The organism is Symbiopectobacterium sp. Eva_TO (genome assembly GCF_053848865.1).
The window spans coordinates 1,378,284-1,394,658 of sequence record NZ_JBSPEY010000004.1 but is presented as its reverse complement, the minus strand read 5'-3'; the positions used below and the strand labels follow the sequence as shown (position 1 = coordinate 1,394,658).

General features: G+C 51.7%; 16 protein-coding genes and 6 pseudogenes. 2 read left to right on the top strand and 20 right to left on the bottom strand.

The genetic code is table 11. The annotated features are described in order from the left end of the window. Positions 1-34: 34 nt before the first annotated feature. From ACWWJF_RS09330 to ACWWJF_RS09310, 5 genes and pseudogenes are all read right to left on the bottom strand, one after another. Positions 35-292 (bottom strand): annotated as a pseudogene (locus ACWWJF_RS09330) (glycogen/starch/alpha-glucan phosphorylase); the annotation flags it as partial. A 171-nt stretch (positions 293-463) separates the two neighbouring features. Further along, positions 464-817: pseudogene (locus ACWWJF_RS09325) on the bottom strand (maltodextrin phosphorylase); the annotation flags it as partial. A gap of 43 nt (positions 818-860) precedes the next feature. Then, positions 861-1,619 carry a DeoR/GlpR family transcriptional regulator gene (locus ACWWJF_RS09320; RefSeq protein ID WP_455869280.1) on the bottom strand — a complete coding sequence of 253 codons (759 nt, stop codon included), beginning with the start codon at positions 1,617-1,619 and terminating at the stop codon, positions 861-863. A gap of 94 nt (positions 1,620-1,713) precedes the next feature. Beyond that, positions 1,714-2,541, bottom strand: a complete 828-nt coding sequence (gene glpG / locus ACWWJF_RS09315; RefSeq protein ID WP_455869279.1) for a rhomboid family intramembrane serine protease GlpG — start codon at positions 2,539-2,541, stop codon at positions 1,714-1,716. Positions 2,542-2,739: 198 nt separating this feature from the next. Continuing rightward, positions 2,740-3,459: pseudogene (locus tag ACWWJF_RS09310) on the bottom strand (IS5 family transposase); the annotation flags it as partial. Positions 3,460-3,535: 76 nt separating this feature from the next. Here ACWWJF_RS09310 and ACWWJF_RS09305 point away from each other — a divergent pair. Next, positions 3,536-3,775 carry a hypothetical protein gene (locus tag ACWWJF_RS09305; protein WP_455869278.1) on the top strand — a complete coding sequence of 80 codons (240 nt, stop codon included), beginning with the start codon at positions 3,536-3,538 and terminating at the stop codon, positions 3,773-3,775. Here the strand turns inward: ACWWJF_RS09305 and ACWWJF_RS09300 are convergent. The 5 genes and pseudogenes from ACWWJF_RS09300 to ACWWJF_RS09280 all read right to left on the bottom strand — a co-directional run bounded on the left by ACWWJF_RS09300 (position 3,722) and on the right by ACWWJF_RS09280 (position 7,712). Further along, positions 3,722-4,726, bottom strand: a complete 1,005-nt coding sequence (locus tag ACWWJF_RS09300) for an IS110 family RNA-guided transposase (RefSeq protein WP_455871012.1) — start codon at positions 4,724-4,726, stop codon at positions 3,722-3,724. The two genes, ACWWJF_RS09305 and ACWWJF_RS09300, sit on opposite strands and share 54 nt — an antisense overlap. 67 nt (positions 4,727-4,793) lie before the next feature. Further along, a pseudogene (locus ACWWJF_RS09295) lies at positions 4,794-4,919 on the bottom strand (transposase); the annotation flags it as partial. A gap of 16 nt (positions 4,920-4,935) precedes the next feature. After that, a pseudogene (locus tag ACWWJF_RS09290) lies at positions 4,936-5,967 on the bottom strand (IS630 family transposase). Positions 5,968-6,118: 151 nt separating this feature from the next. Beyond that, a pseudogene (locus ACWWJF_RS09285) lies at positions 6,119-6,535 on the bottom strand (IS4 family transposase); the annotation flags it as partial. A gap of 8 nt (positions 6,536-6,543) precedes the next feature. Next, a protein-coding gene (locus ACWWJF_RS09280) for an IS3 family transposase (protein ID WP_455868400.1) occupies positions 6,544-7,712 on the bottom strand; the annotation gives its coding sequence in 2 pieces (ribosomal slippage) (positions 6,544-7,457 and positions 7,457-7,712; 1,170 coding nt in all). A gap of 47 nt (positions 7,713-7,759) precedes the next feature. Between ACWWJF_RS09280 and ACWWJF_RS09275 the strand changes: the two genes are divergently transcribed. After that, a complete protein-coding gene (locus ACWWJF_RS09275) occupies positions 7,760-7,936 on the top strand; it encodes a hypothetical protein (protein ID WP_455869277.1) in 177 nt (58 codons plus the stop codon). A gap of 287 nt (positions 7,937-8,223) precedes the next feature. Here the strand turns inward: ACWWJF_RS09275 and ACWWJF_RS09270 are convergent, their stop codons facing one another. From ACWWJF_RS09270 to rsmG, 10 genes are all read right to left on the bottom strand, one after another. Then, the gene (locus tag ACWWJF_RS09270) at positions 8,224-8,643 is read right to left on the bottom strand and encodes a F0F1 ATP synthase subunit epsilon (RefSeq protein ID WP_455869276.1); all 420 of its coding nucleotides are present in this window, start codon (positions 8,641-8,643) and stop codon (positions 8,224-8,226) included. 19 nt (positions 8,644-8,662) lie between these two features. Then, a complete protein-coding gene (gene atpD, locus ACWWJF_RS09265; protein WP_455869275.1) occupies positions 8,663-10,045 on the bottom strand; it encodes a F0F1 ATP synthase subunit beta in 1,383 nt (460 codons plus the stop codon). 47 nt (positions 10,046-10,092) lie between these two features. Further along, entirely contained in the window at positions 10,093-10,956 is an 864-nt protein-coding gene (atpG, locus tag ACWWJF_RS09260) for a F0F1 ATP synthase subunit gamma (RefSeq protein WP_455869274.1), read from the bottom strand. Positions 10,957-11,008: 52 nt separating this feature from the next. After that, complete coding sequence (gene atpA / locus ACWWJF_RS09255; RefSeq protein WP_455869273.1) at positions 11,009-12,550, bottom strand: F0F1 ATP synthase subunit alpha; 1,542 nt, start codon at positions 12,548-12,550, stop codon at positions 11,009-11,011. Between the two features lie 12 nt (positions 12,551-12,562). Continuing rightward, entirely contained in the window at positions 12,563-13,096 is a 534-nt protein-coding gene (gene atpH / locus ACWWJF_RS09250) for a F0F1 ATP synthase subunit delta (protein WP_455869272.1), read from the bottom strand. 14 nt (positions 13,097-13,110) lie between these two features. Beyond that, positions 13,111-13,581 carry a F0F1 ATP synthase subunit B gene (atpF, locus tag ACWWJF_RS09245; RefSeq protein ID WP_455869271.1) on the bottom strand — a complete coding sequence of 157 codons (471 nt, stop codon included), beginning with the start codon at positions 13,579-13,581 and terminating at the stop codon, positions 13,111-13,113. 60 nt (positions 13,582-13,641) lie between these two features. Further along, on the bottom strand, positions 13,642-13,881 hold the full coding sequence (gene atpE, locus ACWWJF_RS09240) for a F0F1 ATP synthase subunit C (RefSeq protein WP_455869270.1): 240 nt from the start codon (positions 13,879-13,881) through the stop codon (positions 13,642-13,644). 50 nt (positions 13,882-13,931) lie between these two features. After that, a complete protein-coding gene (gene atpB / locus ACWWJF_RS09235) occupies positions 13,932-14,702 on the bottom strand; it encodes a F0F1 ATP synthase subunit A (protein ID WP_455869269.1) in 771 nt (256 codons plus the stop codon). A gap of 37 nt (positions 14,703-14,739) precedes the next feature. Beyond that, the gene (gene atpI, locus ACWWJF_RS09230; RefSeq protein ID WP_455869268.1) at positions 14,740-15,123 is read right to left on the bottom strand and encodes a F0F1 ATP synthase subunit I; all 384 of its coding nucleotides are present in this window, start codon (positions 15,121-15,123) and stop codon (positions 14,740-14,742) included. Between the two features lie 617 nt (positions 15,124-15,740). Next, positions 15,741-16,361, bottom strand: coding sequence for a 16S rRNA (guanine(527)-N(7))-methyltransferase RsmG (gene rsmG, locus ACWWJF_RS09225; protein WP_455871011.1), 621 nt, complete (start codon positions 16,359-16,361; stop codon positions 15,741-15,743). Positions 16,362-16,375 lie beyond the last annotated feature (14 nt).

Genomic DNA, 16,375 nt, shown 5'->3' with positions numbered 1-16,375 from the left:
AATAGCGGCAGAATATCACAAAAGCCAACTATTTGAAGGAATTACCCCATTTTTCAACCTCTCCATCGCGCTGTTCGATAGCGCCACCGAAACCGACCTTCACGCTCAGTTCAGGCTGAGGTCATCCCCAAGGGTAAGCATCGCGCTGCCAGTCATCAGGATACTCATGCTGCTGGCAGGCCTCGAAACGTTGGCGGAACAGGCCGTATTGATAGTCCAGCCCGTAGCCCATCGCCGGTTGCCCCACCGTCGCCATCGCGTCCAGAAAACAGGAGGCCAGACGCCCTAACCCATATCGTTATACACATCTTTTGGCCATTTTTTGAACAGGATGCTCAGAACCCCGTGAATTAAGGCATTCAAGCCATCCCATTGGCTTTTTGAGGTTCAAAATGCCACTCTGAGATAAACCCGTAACTCATTGATTAAAAAGTGCGTTAGAAAGATGTGTATAACGATATGGCCCTAACCCTCCGTTACCCAATGCCGGGTCAGTCTCGTCTTCCAGCACATCGCTGAGGTTAAGTCCCTGCTCTGCCAGCACCGCTGCCACGGCAGAGTGCCATCCCAGGTTAATCAGGTTATTGCCGGTGAGGCGACCCGGTAAAAATTCCATGGAGAGGTAGTTAACATGACGGCCTGGCGGCGAATCGGGAGGGATTATCGGGTGAGCGGCAAGCTGCTCCGCCAGCGCAGTACTGACAACATGCCACTGCTGTTGGGCGCTGAGGCAGGTCAGCGCCGCCACGCCATAGTGTTGTCGTTGGCGGTGCAATGCAGCAATAAACAGCGTGTGGTTGAATGACAGCTTTCCCATCGTACCTCTCCCCTGTTATCAATCAGAAAAAGGCACGTCTGGCTCAGCACAACTCCAACTGCACCTTATGTTGTTCAATGATTTTCATTACGCTGGGTGGTGGTAGTTGATCGGTAAAAAGATAGTCGATCAGGTCCATGTTGCCCAGATTCACCATCGCATTGCGACCGAATTTGGAGTGGTCGGTGACCAGCATAACGCAGCGAGAATTCTCGATAATTGCCCGTTTGGTGCGCACTTCATGGTAGTCAAACTCCAGCAAGGAGCCATCCATGTCAATGCCGCTGATGCCGAGGATGCCAAAATCCAGACGAAACTGAGAAATGAAATCCAGCGTCGCTTCACCCATAATGCCGCAGTCTCGGGTGCGCACTTCGCCGCCTGCCAGAATCAGCCTGCAATCCTCTTTTCCCATCAACAGCGTCGCCACATTCAGGTTGTTGGTGACGACCCGCAGATCCTTATGTTGCAACAGCGCATAGGCAACCGCTTCTGGCGTTGTTCCGATATCTATAAACAGCGTAGCACCATCCGGGATTTGGCTGGCGACTTTACGTGCAATACGTGCTTTTTCATCTGACCACATCATCTTGCGATCGTGGTAAGCCGTATTCACCGAGCTGGAAGGCAGTGCCGCACCGCCGTGGTGGCGATGGATCTTGTTCTGCTCCGCCAGATCGTTAAGATCCTGGCGAATCGTTTGCGGGCTGACCGCAAAATGTTCTACCAACTCTTCGGTACTGACATATCCCTGCCGACGCACCAGTTCAATGATGGCGTCGTGCCGCTGTGTTTGTCTCACGTTGTTCCCCTAAAACAGATTTCCACTCAACCCTCTGGTTGAGACTTCTCTGTGCTGCTGGCAACGCTCACCCCGTAATGCTACCGGGTTGCGATCATGCTTTTTTCTGCTGCGTATCCCAAAAAGCCAGCACCAACCCAATAACCAGACCCACGACGTGCGCGGCATTAGCAATGCGTAGACCTAAAATATCGAAATATCCGGCAATCAACCACAACAATGCGAAGGCCATCAATCCGCGCTGCATGAACAACGGGCCCGACGGCACGCGTTCACCGTATAGCCAGACGTAGCCCATCAAGGCGTACACCACGCCGGACAAGCCCCCGAAATAGATGCCGCTGAAGAATGATTGTATCCAGCCGCTGGCAACCGCAGAGAGCAGCGCCAAGGTCAGTAGCTTGCGCGTCCCCAAAATTTTCTCTACCGGCCCGCCGAGATACCACCACCACATCAGGTTAAACAAAATATGCAGCAAGGAGAAATGCAGGAAAGCGTGGCTGAACCAGCGCCATATCTGACCTTGTTGTCCTGCGTCTGGGTAAGAAAGCCATATCATGGCACGATCGTTACCGAATATCGTCATCCACAGATAAACGACAATGCAGGTAACCATCACACCCAGCGTTAGCGGGCCGGCGCGCTGCTGTAACGTCTGCAAATAAGAGAAACGCGCATAGCGCAGGGATGAAGAGGTTGATCCCGCCTGCCAACTGGCCGCTTGATAACGCGGATGCATCGGATCCTGAATGAACACCTCAAGCGACTGTTGTACTTCAGTCAACCGCGCCTCATCGTCCAGCCAGAGTTCCGCTTCCTGCCCAGAGAAGCGTAACTCCAGTTGAATATTCTGCGTTTGCATATAGTCGACAAACGCCTGTGCCAAGCGTGGCTGAGATAAGGCTGTTAGGCGAATTGCCATCGTGGTTTATCCGTTAGCAAATTGATTTGTCATAAAAATATCACATCGTTTTATTAAGAGGGTTGAAATATTGTTCTGATAAACTGGCTGTTTACCCTGACGCCCACGCCACGAACATCGCTGGCGCTGGCAATTCGTTATACATCAGGCTTTGTTGAATAAATCAGAACTTGTAACGACTGTGCCCCAGGTCGATTGTTACGTGATGCGAATACTGTTCGGCATTCCTAATAGCGTGATCCGGTTAAGCGCTTTGACCATCGCCATGGCTTCACCCACCTGAACATCGTAGTCACGCAGACTTAGATGACCACCCAGAAGCGTTTTGAACCGGAACATGGCCGTTTCAGCCACTGAGCGTCGGTGATAGCCCACTTTCTTTTTCCAGGTATCGTTGCTGCCGCTCAGGCGCTGATTTGCAACAGCGTGGTTACGCTCGTGGTAGTGGTCCGGCCAATATTGCGCCCCCCTTCGCGGCGGGATAAGCGGCCTTATTTTCTTCCTCAGCAGAGCATCATGGCAGTAACCTGTATCGTAAGCGCCGTCAGCCGATGCCTCTCTGATTTTCCGGTGGGTCTGGTTTATCAGTGCTGGTAGAGCCTGGGCATCAGTCGTACCACTGAGCGACAAATCCGCACAGATAATCTCATGCGTCGCACTGTCTACTGCCAGATGCAGCTTACGCCACACCCTGCGTCTGTCGGCACCATGCTGCCGGACTTTCCATTCGCCTTCGCCAAAGACCTTCAGGCCGGTTCCATCAATGACCAGATGTGAGATTTCACCACGGGTTGGCGTTTTTATGCTGATCTTCACTGTCTTTGCTCGCTTGCTGAGCAGCGAATAGTCTGGACAATGCAGCGACAATTTAATCAGTTTAAAAATCGAGTCAACAAAACCCTGTAAAGCCCTCAATGAATCTATGGTCACCCCCATTTTTGCAACACTGATCTTTGATTAATGGTGGGCTTGCTTAAATCTATCCGGCGTCTTTATGGCCAAGGATGCCCGCGCCACGATGAGTTTCGCACCTGATATTCCTAAAAAGGCCATCGGCTTCATTGAGCCATTTTCATTTTTTGGTTTTATATCAGGCCATCAGGCCGTTCATGTCATCAATAATCAGTCTTCGCAAAACCAGATGGGTAACTTCGTTAAATTGCTGACTGTTAGACCAGCATTACTGTTCAAACACGGTATTTCGTGTCGTTATTGCCCAAGCTATTCGAGCTAATTTATTTGCTAATGCACAGCACACAACGCAAGAATGTTTCCTGCCCAACTGAGACCTTACCCAATCAGCTAATCTCCCTGATTGATGGTCAATTCTTAGGATAAATACCCGCGCACATTGAACAAGCAATCGGCGAAGGTTTTTATCTCCACGCTTGCTAATACCCAGCAGAGTATTCTTCCCTCCAGTACTGTATTGGCGGGGTACAAGACCGGTGGAAGCGGCAAAATTACGACTGTTTTCATATTGCTTGCCATCGCCTAACTGTGATGACAAAACGCTGGCTGTTATCGGTCCAACACCAGGGATGGTCATTAAATGCTGGCCAGTTTCATCTAGAGAGAGTGCCTGCCCAAGTTCTTTTTCGAGCTCTGCTATCTGCCCAACCAAATATTGGTAATGATCGTGTAATCGAAGCAGCAACTGTGCCAGATAAGGTGGCAAGTCATTATCAGCCAGAACAGCTGAAAGCCTTTTGATTACCGCAATACCTTTCGGCATGCTGATACCAAACTCCAGTAAAAAAGCATGCATTTGGTTAGTCGTTTTAACGTTGTCTCTGACCAACGACTCCCTGACGCGATGCAAGGCTCGCATAGCCTGCTGAGCCTCAGTTCTTGGCTGCACAAACCGCATGGAAGGGCGTGATCCGGCTTCGCATATTGCTTCGGCATCAACGAAATCGTTCTTGTTGCTCTTGACAAAAGGGCGGACAAACTGCGGAGAGATCAACTTTACTTCATGCCCCAGCTCACTGATCCGACGAGCCATAAAATGGGCACCGGCGCAGGCTTCCATTACAACGGTAGTAGGTGTACACGTAGCCAGAAACTCGATGAGTTTGGTGCGGGTAAACTTTTTCCGCAGTAATGCCTTGCCTGATTTATCCTGACAATGAATGTGAAAAGAATGTTTGCCGAGATCGATACCAATAAGCGTGACGTTTTGCATGATGGCCTTCTCCATAAAGAAACACCCTGTCAGCGTACCGCTCACAGGGTGGGGGTGACCATCTCATTAGGCCAAACACGCGTTTCATCATCAGGACTGTGGTGATGGCCATATCTGAGTAGTGGAGCGGTCGTCCACGCCGTTCAGTAGTCGTTTTTTCCGTCCATGCAGCAATGGCTGATTCATCTAAATAGCTGTTCCTAATACCGCTACAATTTTGCCTGTCCATGTTTTCCACTGGGAAACGGGCTGACGGTTTCCATGAAGCGGCGAACCTTGTTCAGTCACTGCCACATTGAACAGCATTGATGATTGCGGGTAATGGTTTCATGCAACGCCTGCCATAACCGCTCTACATGATTTACCCATGGTGAGTACACCGGCTGATAAATAACCCTGAATTTCGGGTTTTCTTCCAGCCAGCGCTGCGTCTCCCGGCTTTTGTGAATAATGTAGTTATCAACTATCAGCGTGAGCGTTTTTGCCCGTCTGTACGTTGCTCTCAGATGCTCTAACATACTGATAAACAAACACGAACTTTTACTGTTTCCTCCAACATCGCTGACTTTTCCCGTCCCGCTGTGTAATGCACCCGCCAGATAATATTTCTCGTTCTGGCCCGGCGTCACGATGCGTTTCTGCTTCCCGCGAACCTGCCAGTCCGCGCCAATTTTGGGATTCAGATGAATATCCACTTCGTCTTCGTAAAAGACGGGATGTTCCGCGCTGCATTGTTCCAGCGCCATCGCGATGGCCTCCATTTTTTCTTCCTTATGCGGGTCGCGGATACGCAGCGTAGGAGCTGCGCGTCGCCACACCAGACCGGCAGAAGGCCGCCAACGGCGCACCGTGGAAGCATGCAACTGGCAACCGGTTATCTCATTGATTTTTATCGCTAGCAGTTCCGTGCTCCAGCGCGAACGCTGATAGCCAAAATCATGAGGGGAACGCTTTACGAGCTGGATTAACAGTGCGCAGATCTGTTCAAACGGCCAGCGACGGCCACGACCGGGCCGCAGAGATTTGAGGCCTTCAATGCCGTACAGGGTGAGCCAGTTAATCCATCTGCCGATTGACGAACGGGCGCAGCAAAGCATTCTGGCGACATCGCTCACGCGCTCGCCCCGGTGCAACATCAGGATGGCGGTCAGCCTGCGGGCGTGATTCTTGTCACGCGTTTTATGGAGAGTTTTCTTCATCAGGCGTCGTTCGTTACGGGGTATCGGTGCTATGCTCGACATCGCTCAGTCCGGTTGATGATTTGGGATCTTTATTGATCAGATCGCTCTACTCGGACTGAGTTCCCTTCAGGTGATCTACTATTCGGAACAGTTATTTAGCCATACGGTTAGAGAACCACGCTGCTTGAGGGCCTTGTTATAGGACACCTCGTTATACACATCTCTGTTCGTGCCTGAGCACGCGTAGCGTTTCGGCGGCCGTCATGACTTTCTGCAAGCCTTTCCTGATAGTTTTTGCGCCTGGTTCACCGTCGCCTTTTCGAGCAAGAAAGCCTCCCAGTTGCGCAACTAAGCGCAATACTTCGTTTAGCTTAGGGCGGCCCTTGGGCATACGCTTGTTCATCAGTAGGTAAGCTCCATGAGTCTCGTCGGAATCAAAGAACAACATTGCGTCCAGCTCTGGACAGGTTCGTCCCATACGCATTAAATAGGCGATGCGCCATGCCACGATCATGAACAGCGCCAATGCCCGCTCAATGCGATCCACGGTCGATAACTGTAACGCTTCGACACAGCAGCCGTTCTTCAGCACATTGAAGAACATCTCGATTTCCCATCTAGCCCGATATGTAGTGGTCAACTAATATTGGCCACCGCATTAGACTGTATGTAGAACAGTCGCTCAGATTCGTTTGGAGTTAAGCCGCCGTTATACCAGTGAGGCCGGATAGCGCTGTAATACCCCGTGATGTAGCGGATAATCGCGTCCTGGGCTTCGCTGAAGCTGTTGTAACCCTTTGTCGGCACCCATTCTGTCTTCAGGCTGCGGAAGAACCGCTCCATTGGCGCATTATCCCAGCAGTTACCCCGCCGACTCATACTCTGCTTTATCCGGCAGCGCCACAGGGCTTGCCGGTATTGACGGCTGGTATAGTGGCTGCCCTGGTCGCTGTGGAACATGACTCCTGTTGGTTGTCCCCGGAGTTCCCAGGCCATCTGCAACGCTTTAACTGTCAGCGCCGAGTCCGGCGACGTCGACATGGCCCAGCCCACCGGTTTGCGGGCGAACAGGTCTAGCACCACCGCAAGGTAAGCCCAGCATTTGCCCGTCCAGATGTAGGTCACATCGCCGCACCAGACCTGATCCGGCGCGGTAACCGCGAACTGGCGGTTGAGATAGTTCGGTATTTCAACGTGTTCATTGCCGCCGCGTTTGTATTTGTGAGCCGGTCGCTGGCAGCTGGCGATACCCAGCTCCTTCATCAGCTTGCCAGCCAGCCAGCGCCCCATTTTGACACCGGAGCTGCCGGTGACGATGGTCGCGATACTTCGAGCGCCGGCAGAGCCGCCGCTGGCGTTCCAGGCTTCCATGACGCGACTACACTTAACCACGCGCTCACCGTCGGGTTCATTAGCGGAAGCCTGCCAGTGCCTGTAGCTGCTGCGATGTACCTCAAAAGTTTGGCACAACGCCGTGACCGGGTATCGCGCCCTCAGCCTGTCGACTACCGTGAACCGTTGAGTGAGTCCGACATTAAGAGCGCCGTAGCCTTTTTTAGGATTTCGTTCTCCATTTCAAGGCATTGGACTTTTTTCTTCATCTCACGCAGCTCGAGCTGTTCAGGGGTAAGAGGAAGTCCCGTTGGCGTTTTTCCCTGTCGTTCAAGGCGAAGCTTATTGACCCAGCGACTAATGGCAGAATGGCTGACATTAACCGCCTCTGCGGCCTTAACGTATGTGTAGCCGTGGTCGACAACCAGCTTTGCGGCTTCGAGCTTAAATTCCGCCGTAAAATGTTTACCCATGAGGTCACCTGTCGTGTTGATGAGGTGAGCATATCACCTCCGATCAGGTGGCCAGTATCAGTGTGCCACTACACAGCAACTTCTTTATCAAAGACGGTCGCTCTGTTAACGCTCAGGGAAAAGAGATAACCGTGAAGAACTTTGTCTCCGTTAAAGTGCCGGAAACCTTCGCACGCGATGCGAAAGGTAACCTGGTACTGGGTGATTTCCTCAAAAAGAAATGATTGACTGAAAAACCCGAATAAGCTGCGGGTTATCCCGCCGCCAAGGTTGCTGACAAACGGCCTTACTCCCATCGTCATTTCCACGCAGGCAGCAATCTGTCACAGGCTAAACGCGTTTATTCTCACAGAGATCCCCGGCTTTCGCCGAGAATGACGAGAGTGGAGCCGAGGGTAACGTGGGGCAAAGTGACTTTGTCATCAGCTTGAACGGCGGGAATAATCCCGCCATTTTTTGTCTATAAAAAAAGGCCGATCTAGCGATCGGCCTTTTTTACTGAATGCGCAAGTTACATCGCTTTTTTAGTCAGCTCAATAACACGCAGCTTCGCAATCGCTTTCCACAATTCTGCGGAAGCTTGTGCGAAATCCACATCGCCATGCGAATTGCGAATGTGATCTTCCGCTTTACACTTGGACTCCAGCGCGCGCACTTCATCAAGGTCCTGCCCACGGATGGCGGTATCGGACAGCACGGTCACGGAGTTCGGTTGCACCTCAAGGACGCCGCCGGACAGATAGATATACTCTTCTTCACCGTGTTGCTTAACGATACGCACCATACCAGGTTTAATGGCAGTGAGCAGTGGGGCGTGGCCAGGGTAGATACCCAGTTCGCCCTCACTCCCCGTCACCTGGATCTTTTGCACCAGGCCGGAGAACATTTCCTGTTCTGCGCTAACGACATCCAGATGGTAAGTCATAGCCATATCAACCTCCTAACAGACGTTACAGTTTCTTGGCTTTTTCCACTGCTTCGTCAATGGAGCCAACCATGTAGAACGCCTGCTCCGGCAGATGATCGTATTCACCGTCCATGATGCCTCTAAAGCCGCGGATGGTGTCTTTCAGTGACACGTATTTGCCCGGAGAACCGGTAAATACTTCTGCCACGAAGAACGGCTGCGACAGGAAGCGCTGGATTTTACGCGCACGGGCAACGACCAGTTTGTCTTCTTCAGACAGCTCGTCCATACCCAGGATCGCGATGATATCCTTCAGTTCCTGATAGCGTTGCAGAATGGACTGCACGCCACGCGCTACGTCATAGTGTTCCTGACCAACCACCAGCGGATCCAATTGACGGCTGGTAGAGTCCAGCGGGTCAACGGCCGGGTAGATACCCAGAGACGCGATTTGACGGCTCAGTACCACGGTCGCATCCAAGTGGGCGAAGGTGGTGGCTGGCGACGGGTCAGTCAAGTCATCCGCAGGGACGTATACGGCCTGTACAGATGTGATAGAACCGGTTTTGGTAGAGGTGATACGTTCTTGCAGCACGCCCATCTCTTCCGCCAGCGTCGGCTGATAACCTACCGCAGAAGGCATACGACCCAGCAGTGCGGATACTTCCGTACCGGCCAAGGTATAACGGTAGATGTTATCGACGAACAGCAGTACGTCACGGCCTTCATCACGGAATTTTTCCGCCATGGTCAGGCCAGTCAGTGCTACGCGCAGACGGTTGCCTGGCGGCTCGTTCATCTGGCCGTAAACCAATGATACTTTGTCGATAACGTTGGAGTCGGTCATTTCGTGGTAGAAGTCGTTACCTTCACGGGTACGTTCCCCTACACCGGCAAATACGGAGTAACCGGAGTGCTCGATCGCGATGTTACGGATCAGCTCCATCATGTTTACCGTTTTACCTACACCAGCACCACCGAACAGGCCCACTTTACCGCCCTTGGCGAACGGACACATCAGGTCGATAACCTTGATACCCGTTTCCAGCAGTTCCTGGGAGTTGGAGAGCTCTTCGTAGCTCGGCGCCTGACGGTGAATCGCCCAACGCTCTTCTTCGCCGATCTCACCTTTCATGTCGACCGGTTCGCCCAGTACGTTCATCATACGGCCCAGCGTGGCTTTACCTACCGGTACTTCGATCGGATGGCCCAGGCTGTTCACTTTCAGCCCGCGACGCAAACCGTCAGAAGAACCCATTGCAATACAACGAACAACGCCGCCGCCCAACTGTTGCTGCGTTTCCAGCACCAGTTTTTCAGCACCGTTTTCAACCTCAAGCGCATCGTACACGTTAGGTACGGCATCTTGCGGGAACTCGACGTCGACCACGGCGCCGATTACCTGGATGATCTTTCCAGTTGCCATCTTTAATCCTCTACGTAATTCGACAATACGTAATTCGTAAACCTGGTTTAAACCGCGGAGGCTCCCGATACGATCTCGGTGAGTTCCTGCGTGATGCTGGCCTGACGAGCCTTGTTGTAAACCAACTGCAAATCTTTGATCAGGCTACCGCCGTTATCCGTTGCGGCTTTCATCGCAACCATACGAGCGGCCTGTTCACTGGCCAGGTTTTCTACGACGCCCTGATAAACCTGAGACTCCACATAGCGGAGCAACAGGGTATCCAGCAGCGACTTAGGATCGGGTTCATACAGGTAATCCCAGGATTTCTTCTTCAGTTCGCCATCGTCCGCGGGCGGCAGAGGCAGAAGCTGAACCACTTGGGGTTCCTGAGACATGGTATTGATGAACTTGTTACTCACAATGTACAGCTTGTCCAGACGACCTTCGTCGTAGGCTTGCAGCATCACTTTTACCGGCCCGATCAGTTCGGACAGGCTAGGGTTATCCCCCATGCCGGTAACCTGAGCAACAACGTTACCGCCCACAGAACAGAAGAACGAAACCCCTTTGGAACCGATCATCGCCAGATCGCTCTGCACGCCTTTATCGCTCCAAGTTTTCATGTCTGCCAGCAGTTTTTTGAACAGGTTAATGTTCAAGCCACCGCACAGGCCACGGTCCGTGGACACCACCAAATACCCGACGCGCTTAACGTCACGCTCTTCCAGGTACGGATGTTTATATTCCAGATTCCCTAACGCCAGGTGACCAATCACCGTGCGGATGGTCTCTGCATAAGGACGGCTGGCCGCCATACGATCCTGCGATTTACGCATTTTGGAAGCGGCGACCATTTCCATCGCTTTAGTGATCTTCTGCGTGTTCTGGACGCTTGCGATCTTACTACGTATCTCTTTTGCGCCGGCCATCTTTGCATCTCCTCAATGCCTGAAGGCCTGCCATCAGGCAGGCCTACGGGCGTTACCAGGACTGGGTTGCCTTGAAGGTATCAAGGACAGTTTTGAACTTACCCTCGATCTCATCGTTATAAGCACCAGTCTGGTCGATTTGTTGCAGAAGATCGCCGTGTTCGCGGTCGGCATACGCCAACAGCGCCGCTTCGAAGCTGCCTACTTTCGCCAGTTCAACATCAGCCAGATAGCCACGTTCAGCGGCGAACAGCACCAGAGACTGCTGCGCAACCGACATCGGTGCATACTGTTTCTGTTTCAGCAGTTCAGTTACTTTCTGACCATGATTCAGCTGCTTACGCGTTGCATCATCCAGATCCGAAGCGAACTGGGAGAACGCTGCCAGTTCACGATACTGCGCCAGTGCGGTACGAATACCACCGGACAGTTTCTTCATGATCTTGGTCTGCGCTGCACCACCCACGCGGGATACGGAAATCCCTGGGTTAACCGCAGGACGGATACCGGCGTTGAACAGGTTCGATTCCAGGAAGATCTGACCATCGGTAATCGAGATTACGTTGGTCGGAACAAACGCGGAAACGTCACCCGCCTGAGTTTCGATGATCGGCAGCGCCGTCAATGAACCGGTTTTCCCTTTAACTTCACCTTTGGTAAACGCTTCTACGTAATCGGTGTTAACGCGTGCCGCGCGCTCCAGCAAACGGGAGTGGAGGTAGAAAACGTCACCTGGGTAAGCTTCACGACCTGGCGGACGACGGAGCAGTAGGGAAATTTGACGATAAGCGACGGCCTGTTTGGACAAGTCATCGTAAATGATCAGTGCATCTTCACCGCGGTCACGGAAGTATTCACCCATCGCACAGCCGGCATACGGAGCCAGATATTGCAGTGCGGCAGATTCAGACGCCGTTGCGACCACAACAATGGTGTTGGCCAATGCGCCGTGCTCTTCCAGTTTACGCACCACGTTGGAGATAGTGGAAGCTTTCTGGCCGATGGCAACGTATACGCACTTGATGCCAGAATCGCGCTGGTTGATGATGGCGTCGATAGCCAGTGCGGTTTTACCCGTCTGACGGTCGCCGATGATCAATTCACGCTGACCACGACCAATCGGGATCATCGCGTCAACGGACTTGTAGCCCGTCTGTACCGGCTGATCAACGGATTGACGTTCGATTACGCCCGGTGCGATCGCTTCTACCGGAGAGAACCCGTCGTTCTCAACAGGGCCTTTGCCATCGATAGGTGCACCCAGGGTGTTCACCACGCGGCCCAGCAGGCCACGGCCAACTGGCACTTCCAGAATACGGCCGGTACACTTGACCTTCATGCCTTCGGCGAGGTCAGCGTACGGACCCATCACCACCGCACCAACAGAGTCGCGCTCCAGGTTCAGGGCGATAGCGTAACGGTTGCCGGGCAGGGAGATCATCTCCCCCTGCATCACATCGGCCAGGCCGTGTACGCGAATGATCCCGTCACTGACGGAAACAATAGTACCTTCATTGTGAGCTTCGCTCACCACATTGAACTGAGCAATGCGCTGCTTGATCAGTTCGCTGATTTCGGTGGAATTCAGTTGCATGCTCCAGTCCCCTTAAGACTGCAAGACGTCTGCGAGGCGTTCCAGACGGCCGCGAATGCTGCCATCTATCACCATATCGCCCGCGCGGATAACCACGCCTGCGACAACAGACTTATCAATTTTGCAATTCAGCTTCACTTTGCGTGACAGGCGTTTTTCCATGGCGGAAGTAATCTTGTCCAGCTGCTGTTCACTCAGTGCGCTCGCGGAGGTGACTTCGACGTCAACCGTCGACTCCTGCGCGGCGCGGAGTTGCGCAAACTGTTCCAGAACTTCAGGAAGCACCAGTAAACGGCCATTTTCCGCCATCACCTTAATCAGGTTCTGGCCGGGCTCATCCAGCTGATCGCCACACACGTCAATGAAGGTGCTCGCCAGCAGATTCGGTGCCATAGCACCAGACAGCAGAGCGGCAACCTGTTCATTGCGTGTGACTTCAGCGGCAAACGCCAGCATGTTCTGCCAGCGTTCAACGGCCTGATATTCAACCGCAAAGTCAAAAGCTGCTTTGGCGTAGGGGCGAGCTACCGTGACAAATTCAGACATCGGCCCCTCCCTCCTTACAGTTCAGCGACCAGTTTATCAACGATGTCGCTGTTAGCAGCTTCATCCACGGAACGTTCAATAATCTTCTCGGCACCGGAAATCGCCAGCATGGCAACCTGTTTACGCAGCTCTTCACGAGCACGTTTACGTTCGGCTTCAATTTCAGCCTGCGCCTGCGCCACGATTTTGCTACGTTCAGCTTCTGCTTCCGCTTTGGCCTCATCCAGGATCTGAGCACGGCGTTTATTGGCTTGCTCGACGATCACCTGAGCTTCCGCTTTGGCTTTTTTCAGCTGATCGGTGGCATTGGCCTGCGCTAAGTTCAAATCTTTTTTGGCACGTTTCGCAGAAGCCAAACCGTCAGCAATCTCTTTCTGACGCTTCTCGATGGCAGCCATTAACGGCGGCCATACAAACTTCATGCAAAACCAGACAAACAGGACGAACGCAATGGCTTGGCCGAGGATTGTTGCATTAATATTCACAGCACAATGCCTCTTTTAAGTTAAATAATTGATGTTAAATACCTAACCGGCGATACCGGGTTAGTCGACCGCAAACATCACATACAGGCCCAGACCAACAGCAATCATAGGGATGGCGTCAACCAGACCCATAACGATAAAGAACTGTGTACGCAGCAGAGGAATCAGGTCAGGCTGGCGAGCCGCGCCTTCCAAGAATTTACCACCCAGAATGCCGATACCGATCGCAGCACCGATCGCCGCCAGACCCATCATCAACGCGGCAGCCATGTACAGCAGATCCACACTCAGGTTTTCCATGACAGTCTCCAGTTTGTTTCAGTTAGAACGTTATTGTGTTGAAAGAAAAATCAATGCTCTTCAGATGCCATCGAGAGATAAACAACCGTCAGAACCATGAAAATAAAGGCCTGAAGCGTAATGATCAGGATGTGGAATATTGCCCAAGGCACATTCAACAACCATTGCGACCACCACGGCAGCAAACCGGCAATCAGGATGAAGATCAACTCACCAGCATACATGTTGCCAAACAGTCGCAAGCCGAGTGAAACCGGTTTGGACAGCAGGCTGACACCTTCAAGAATCAGGTTGATGGGAATAAAGACCGGATGGTTGAAAGGTTGCATGGTCAGTTCTTTTACAAAACCGCCAACGCCTTTCATTTTGATGCTGTAGAACAGCACCAGAATAAACACGCCTAGCGCCATGGACAGTGTGATGTTGACATCCGCCGTCGGTACTACGCGCAGGTAAGGCAACCCAATCCAATGTTCGCCGATAAAGGGCAGAAGATCGATCGGCAACAGGTCCATGGCGTTCATCAGGAACACCCAAACGAAAATGGTCAGCGCCAGAGGGGCGATAAGTTTGCTTTTGCCATGGAACATGTCACGCACGTTGCCATCAACAAAACCGATGCTCATCTCGACAAAGGTTTGCAGTTTACCGGGCACGCCGCTGGTCGCGTTCTTTGCAACCTTGCGGAAAATGACCAGAAACAGGATCCCAAGTGCGATTGAGAAAAACATCGAATCGACGTTAATCGACCAGAACCGCGAACCTACCTGTAAATGTTTCAGGTGATGACAGATATACTCTTGGGGAGTAGATGCAGACATGATGTTCCTTACCCTGTTGTTGTTAATACGGTAACGGTTAACTAATCTTACAGTTAACGATGGCTGGCGCCACTATCTGCATAATCAGCACCGCCAGGTAGGTCAGACCAAGGGGAACAAACGCCGCCTTGAACAGACCCAACGCTACCACCAGCAACGCGATGGTGATAAATACTTTCAACGCCTCGCCAATGGCAAACGACCAGGCAACACGCCCTTCTATGGGCTTACCCGCCTGATGACGCAAGGCGAACAGCACAAAGCACACGTTCGGCAGCCATACCGCCAGTCCTCCGGCTAAAGCGGAAGCACCCGCCTCAACACTCAGCAGGCAAAAAACGGCGCTGACCAAAACGAACGTAGCCGCCTGTAGCATCAACCCCAAAAAGGCCGGTTTTCCACTGTAAAGGGAGACAGACATGCGTTTTGCTCTTCATTCCTTTTCCAGAGGCTGACTGACGTATAAAACTGCCTTTATTCCATCGAGTCAAGCGGCAAAAAACGAGCAAATTATACGGTTCACGCCTGCGAATTCAATCGATAAGTAGCGAAAAGGTGAACAATAATTTAAATCTCTTATTCAAGCCCTATTTTTACTAACAATCGAGGCGGCAGCCGCGGCCCGTAAGCCTTTCAATAACCCGATAATATGTGATATCAATCACATAAAAATGACATATAGGCTTTATATCAGATCTGATTTTTTTAAGTCTTTAGCAAAAATAGCTATTTATCTTAATTAAATTCAAATAGTTAAATAACGACTCTTTTTAAAACGCCCCGAAAACATCCCGTGCACTGCGTATTGACATTATTAACATTATTTTTTATGTCTTTAACATCTGGGTTTTTCATCTGCAATCAACAACGGCAATTAATTTCTCTGGTTACTATTCGAAGAAAAACAAATAGCGTTCAAGGTTGCCAGGTTTTGTAAAAAAATGGTGATCGGTGTACATTTTTCCGCAGATAATACCCTTCAGACTTAAAAGGTCTCTCTGATACAATTAGTTATAATTTATTTGATAAAACGCAAAATTAGTTTGGTTTAAGAATAACCAAATGCCGTTCACCGTCCAGTTCAGGTACCGATAAACGCACAATACGCTCTACCGCTATAGACGTAGGCAATGCGGCTAATTCTTCTTCTGGCACTACCCCTTTCAGGGCATAAAAGCGTCCGGTTGCCGGTGCAGGTAGGTGTTTGCACCACTCCAGCATATCAAGCAAAGAGGCAAAAGCACGGCTGATAACGCCATCGAAAGGCGGCTCAGCAGTGAATTCCTCGACCCGAGACTGCACTGGAAAGACATTATCCAGCTTGAGTTCATGCTGAACCTGACGCAGAAAACGCACACGTTTTCCCAGGCTATCCAGCAGAGTGAATGACGCTAAGGGGCGTACAATAGCCAGTAGAATACCCGACAATCCCGGTCCGGTACCCACATCGATAAACCGCTCGCCCTGCAAATGCGGCTCAACCACGATGCTATCCATGATATGCCGTACCAGCATCTCCTGCGGGTCGCGCACTGACGTGAGATTATAGGCCTTGTTCCACTTGTGCAGCATGTCGACATACTGGATTAGCGAATTTTTTTGTTGTTCACTGACCAAAATGCTAGCCCGCTGCAACAGAGCGTCTAATTTGTGTTTCACGCGCTTACCCTGCC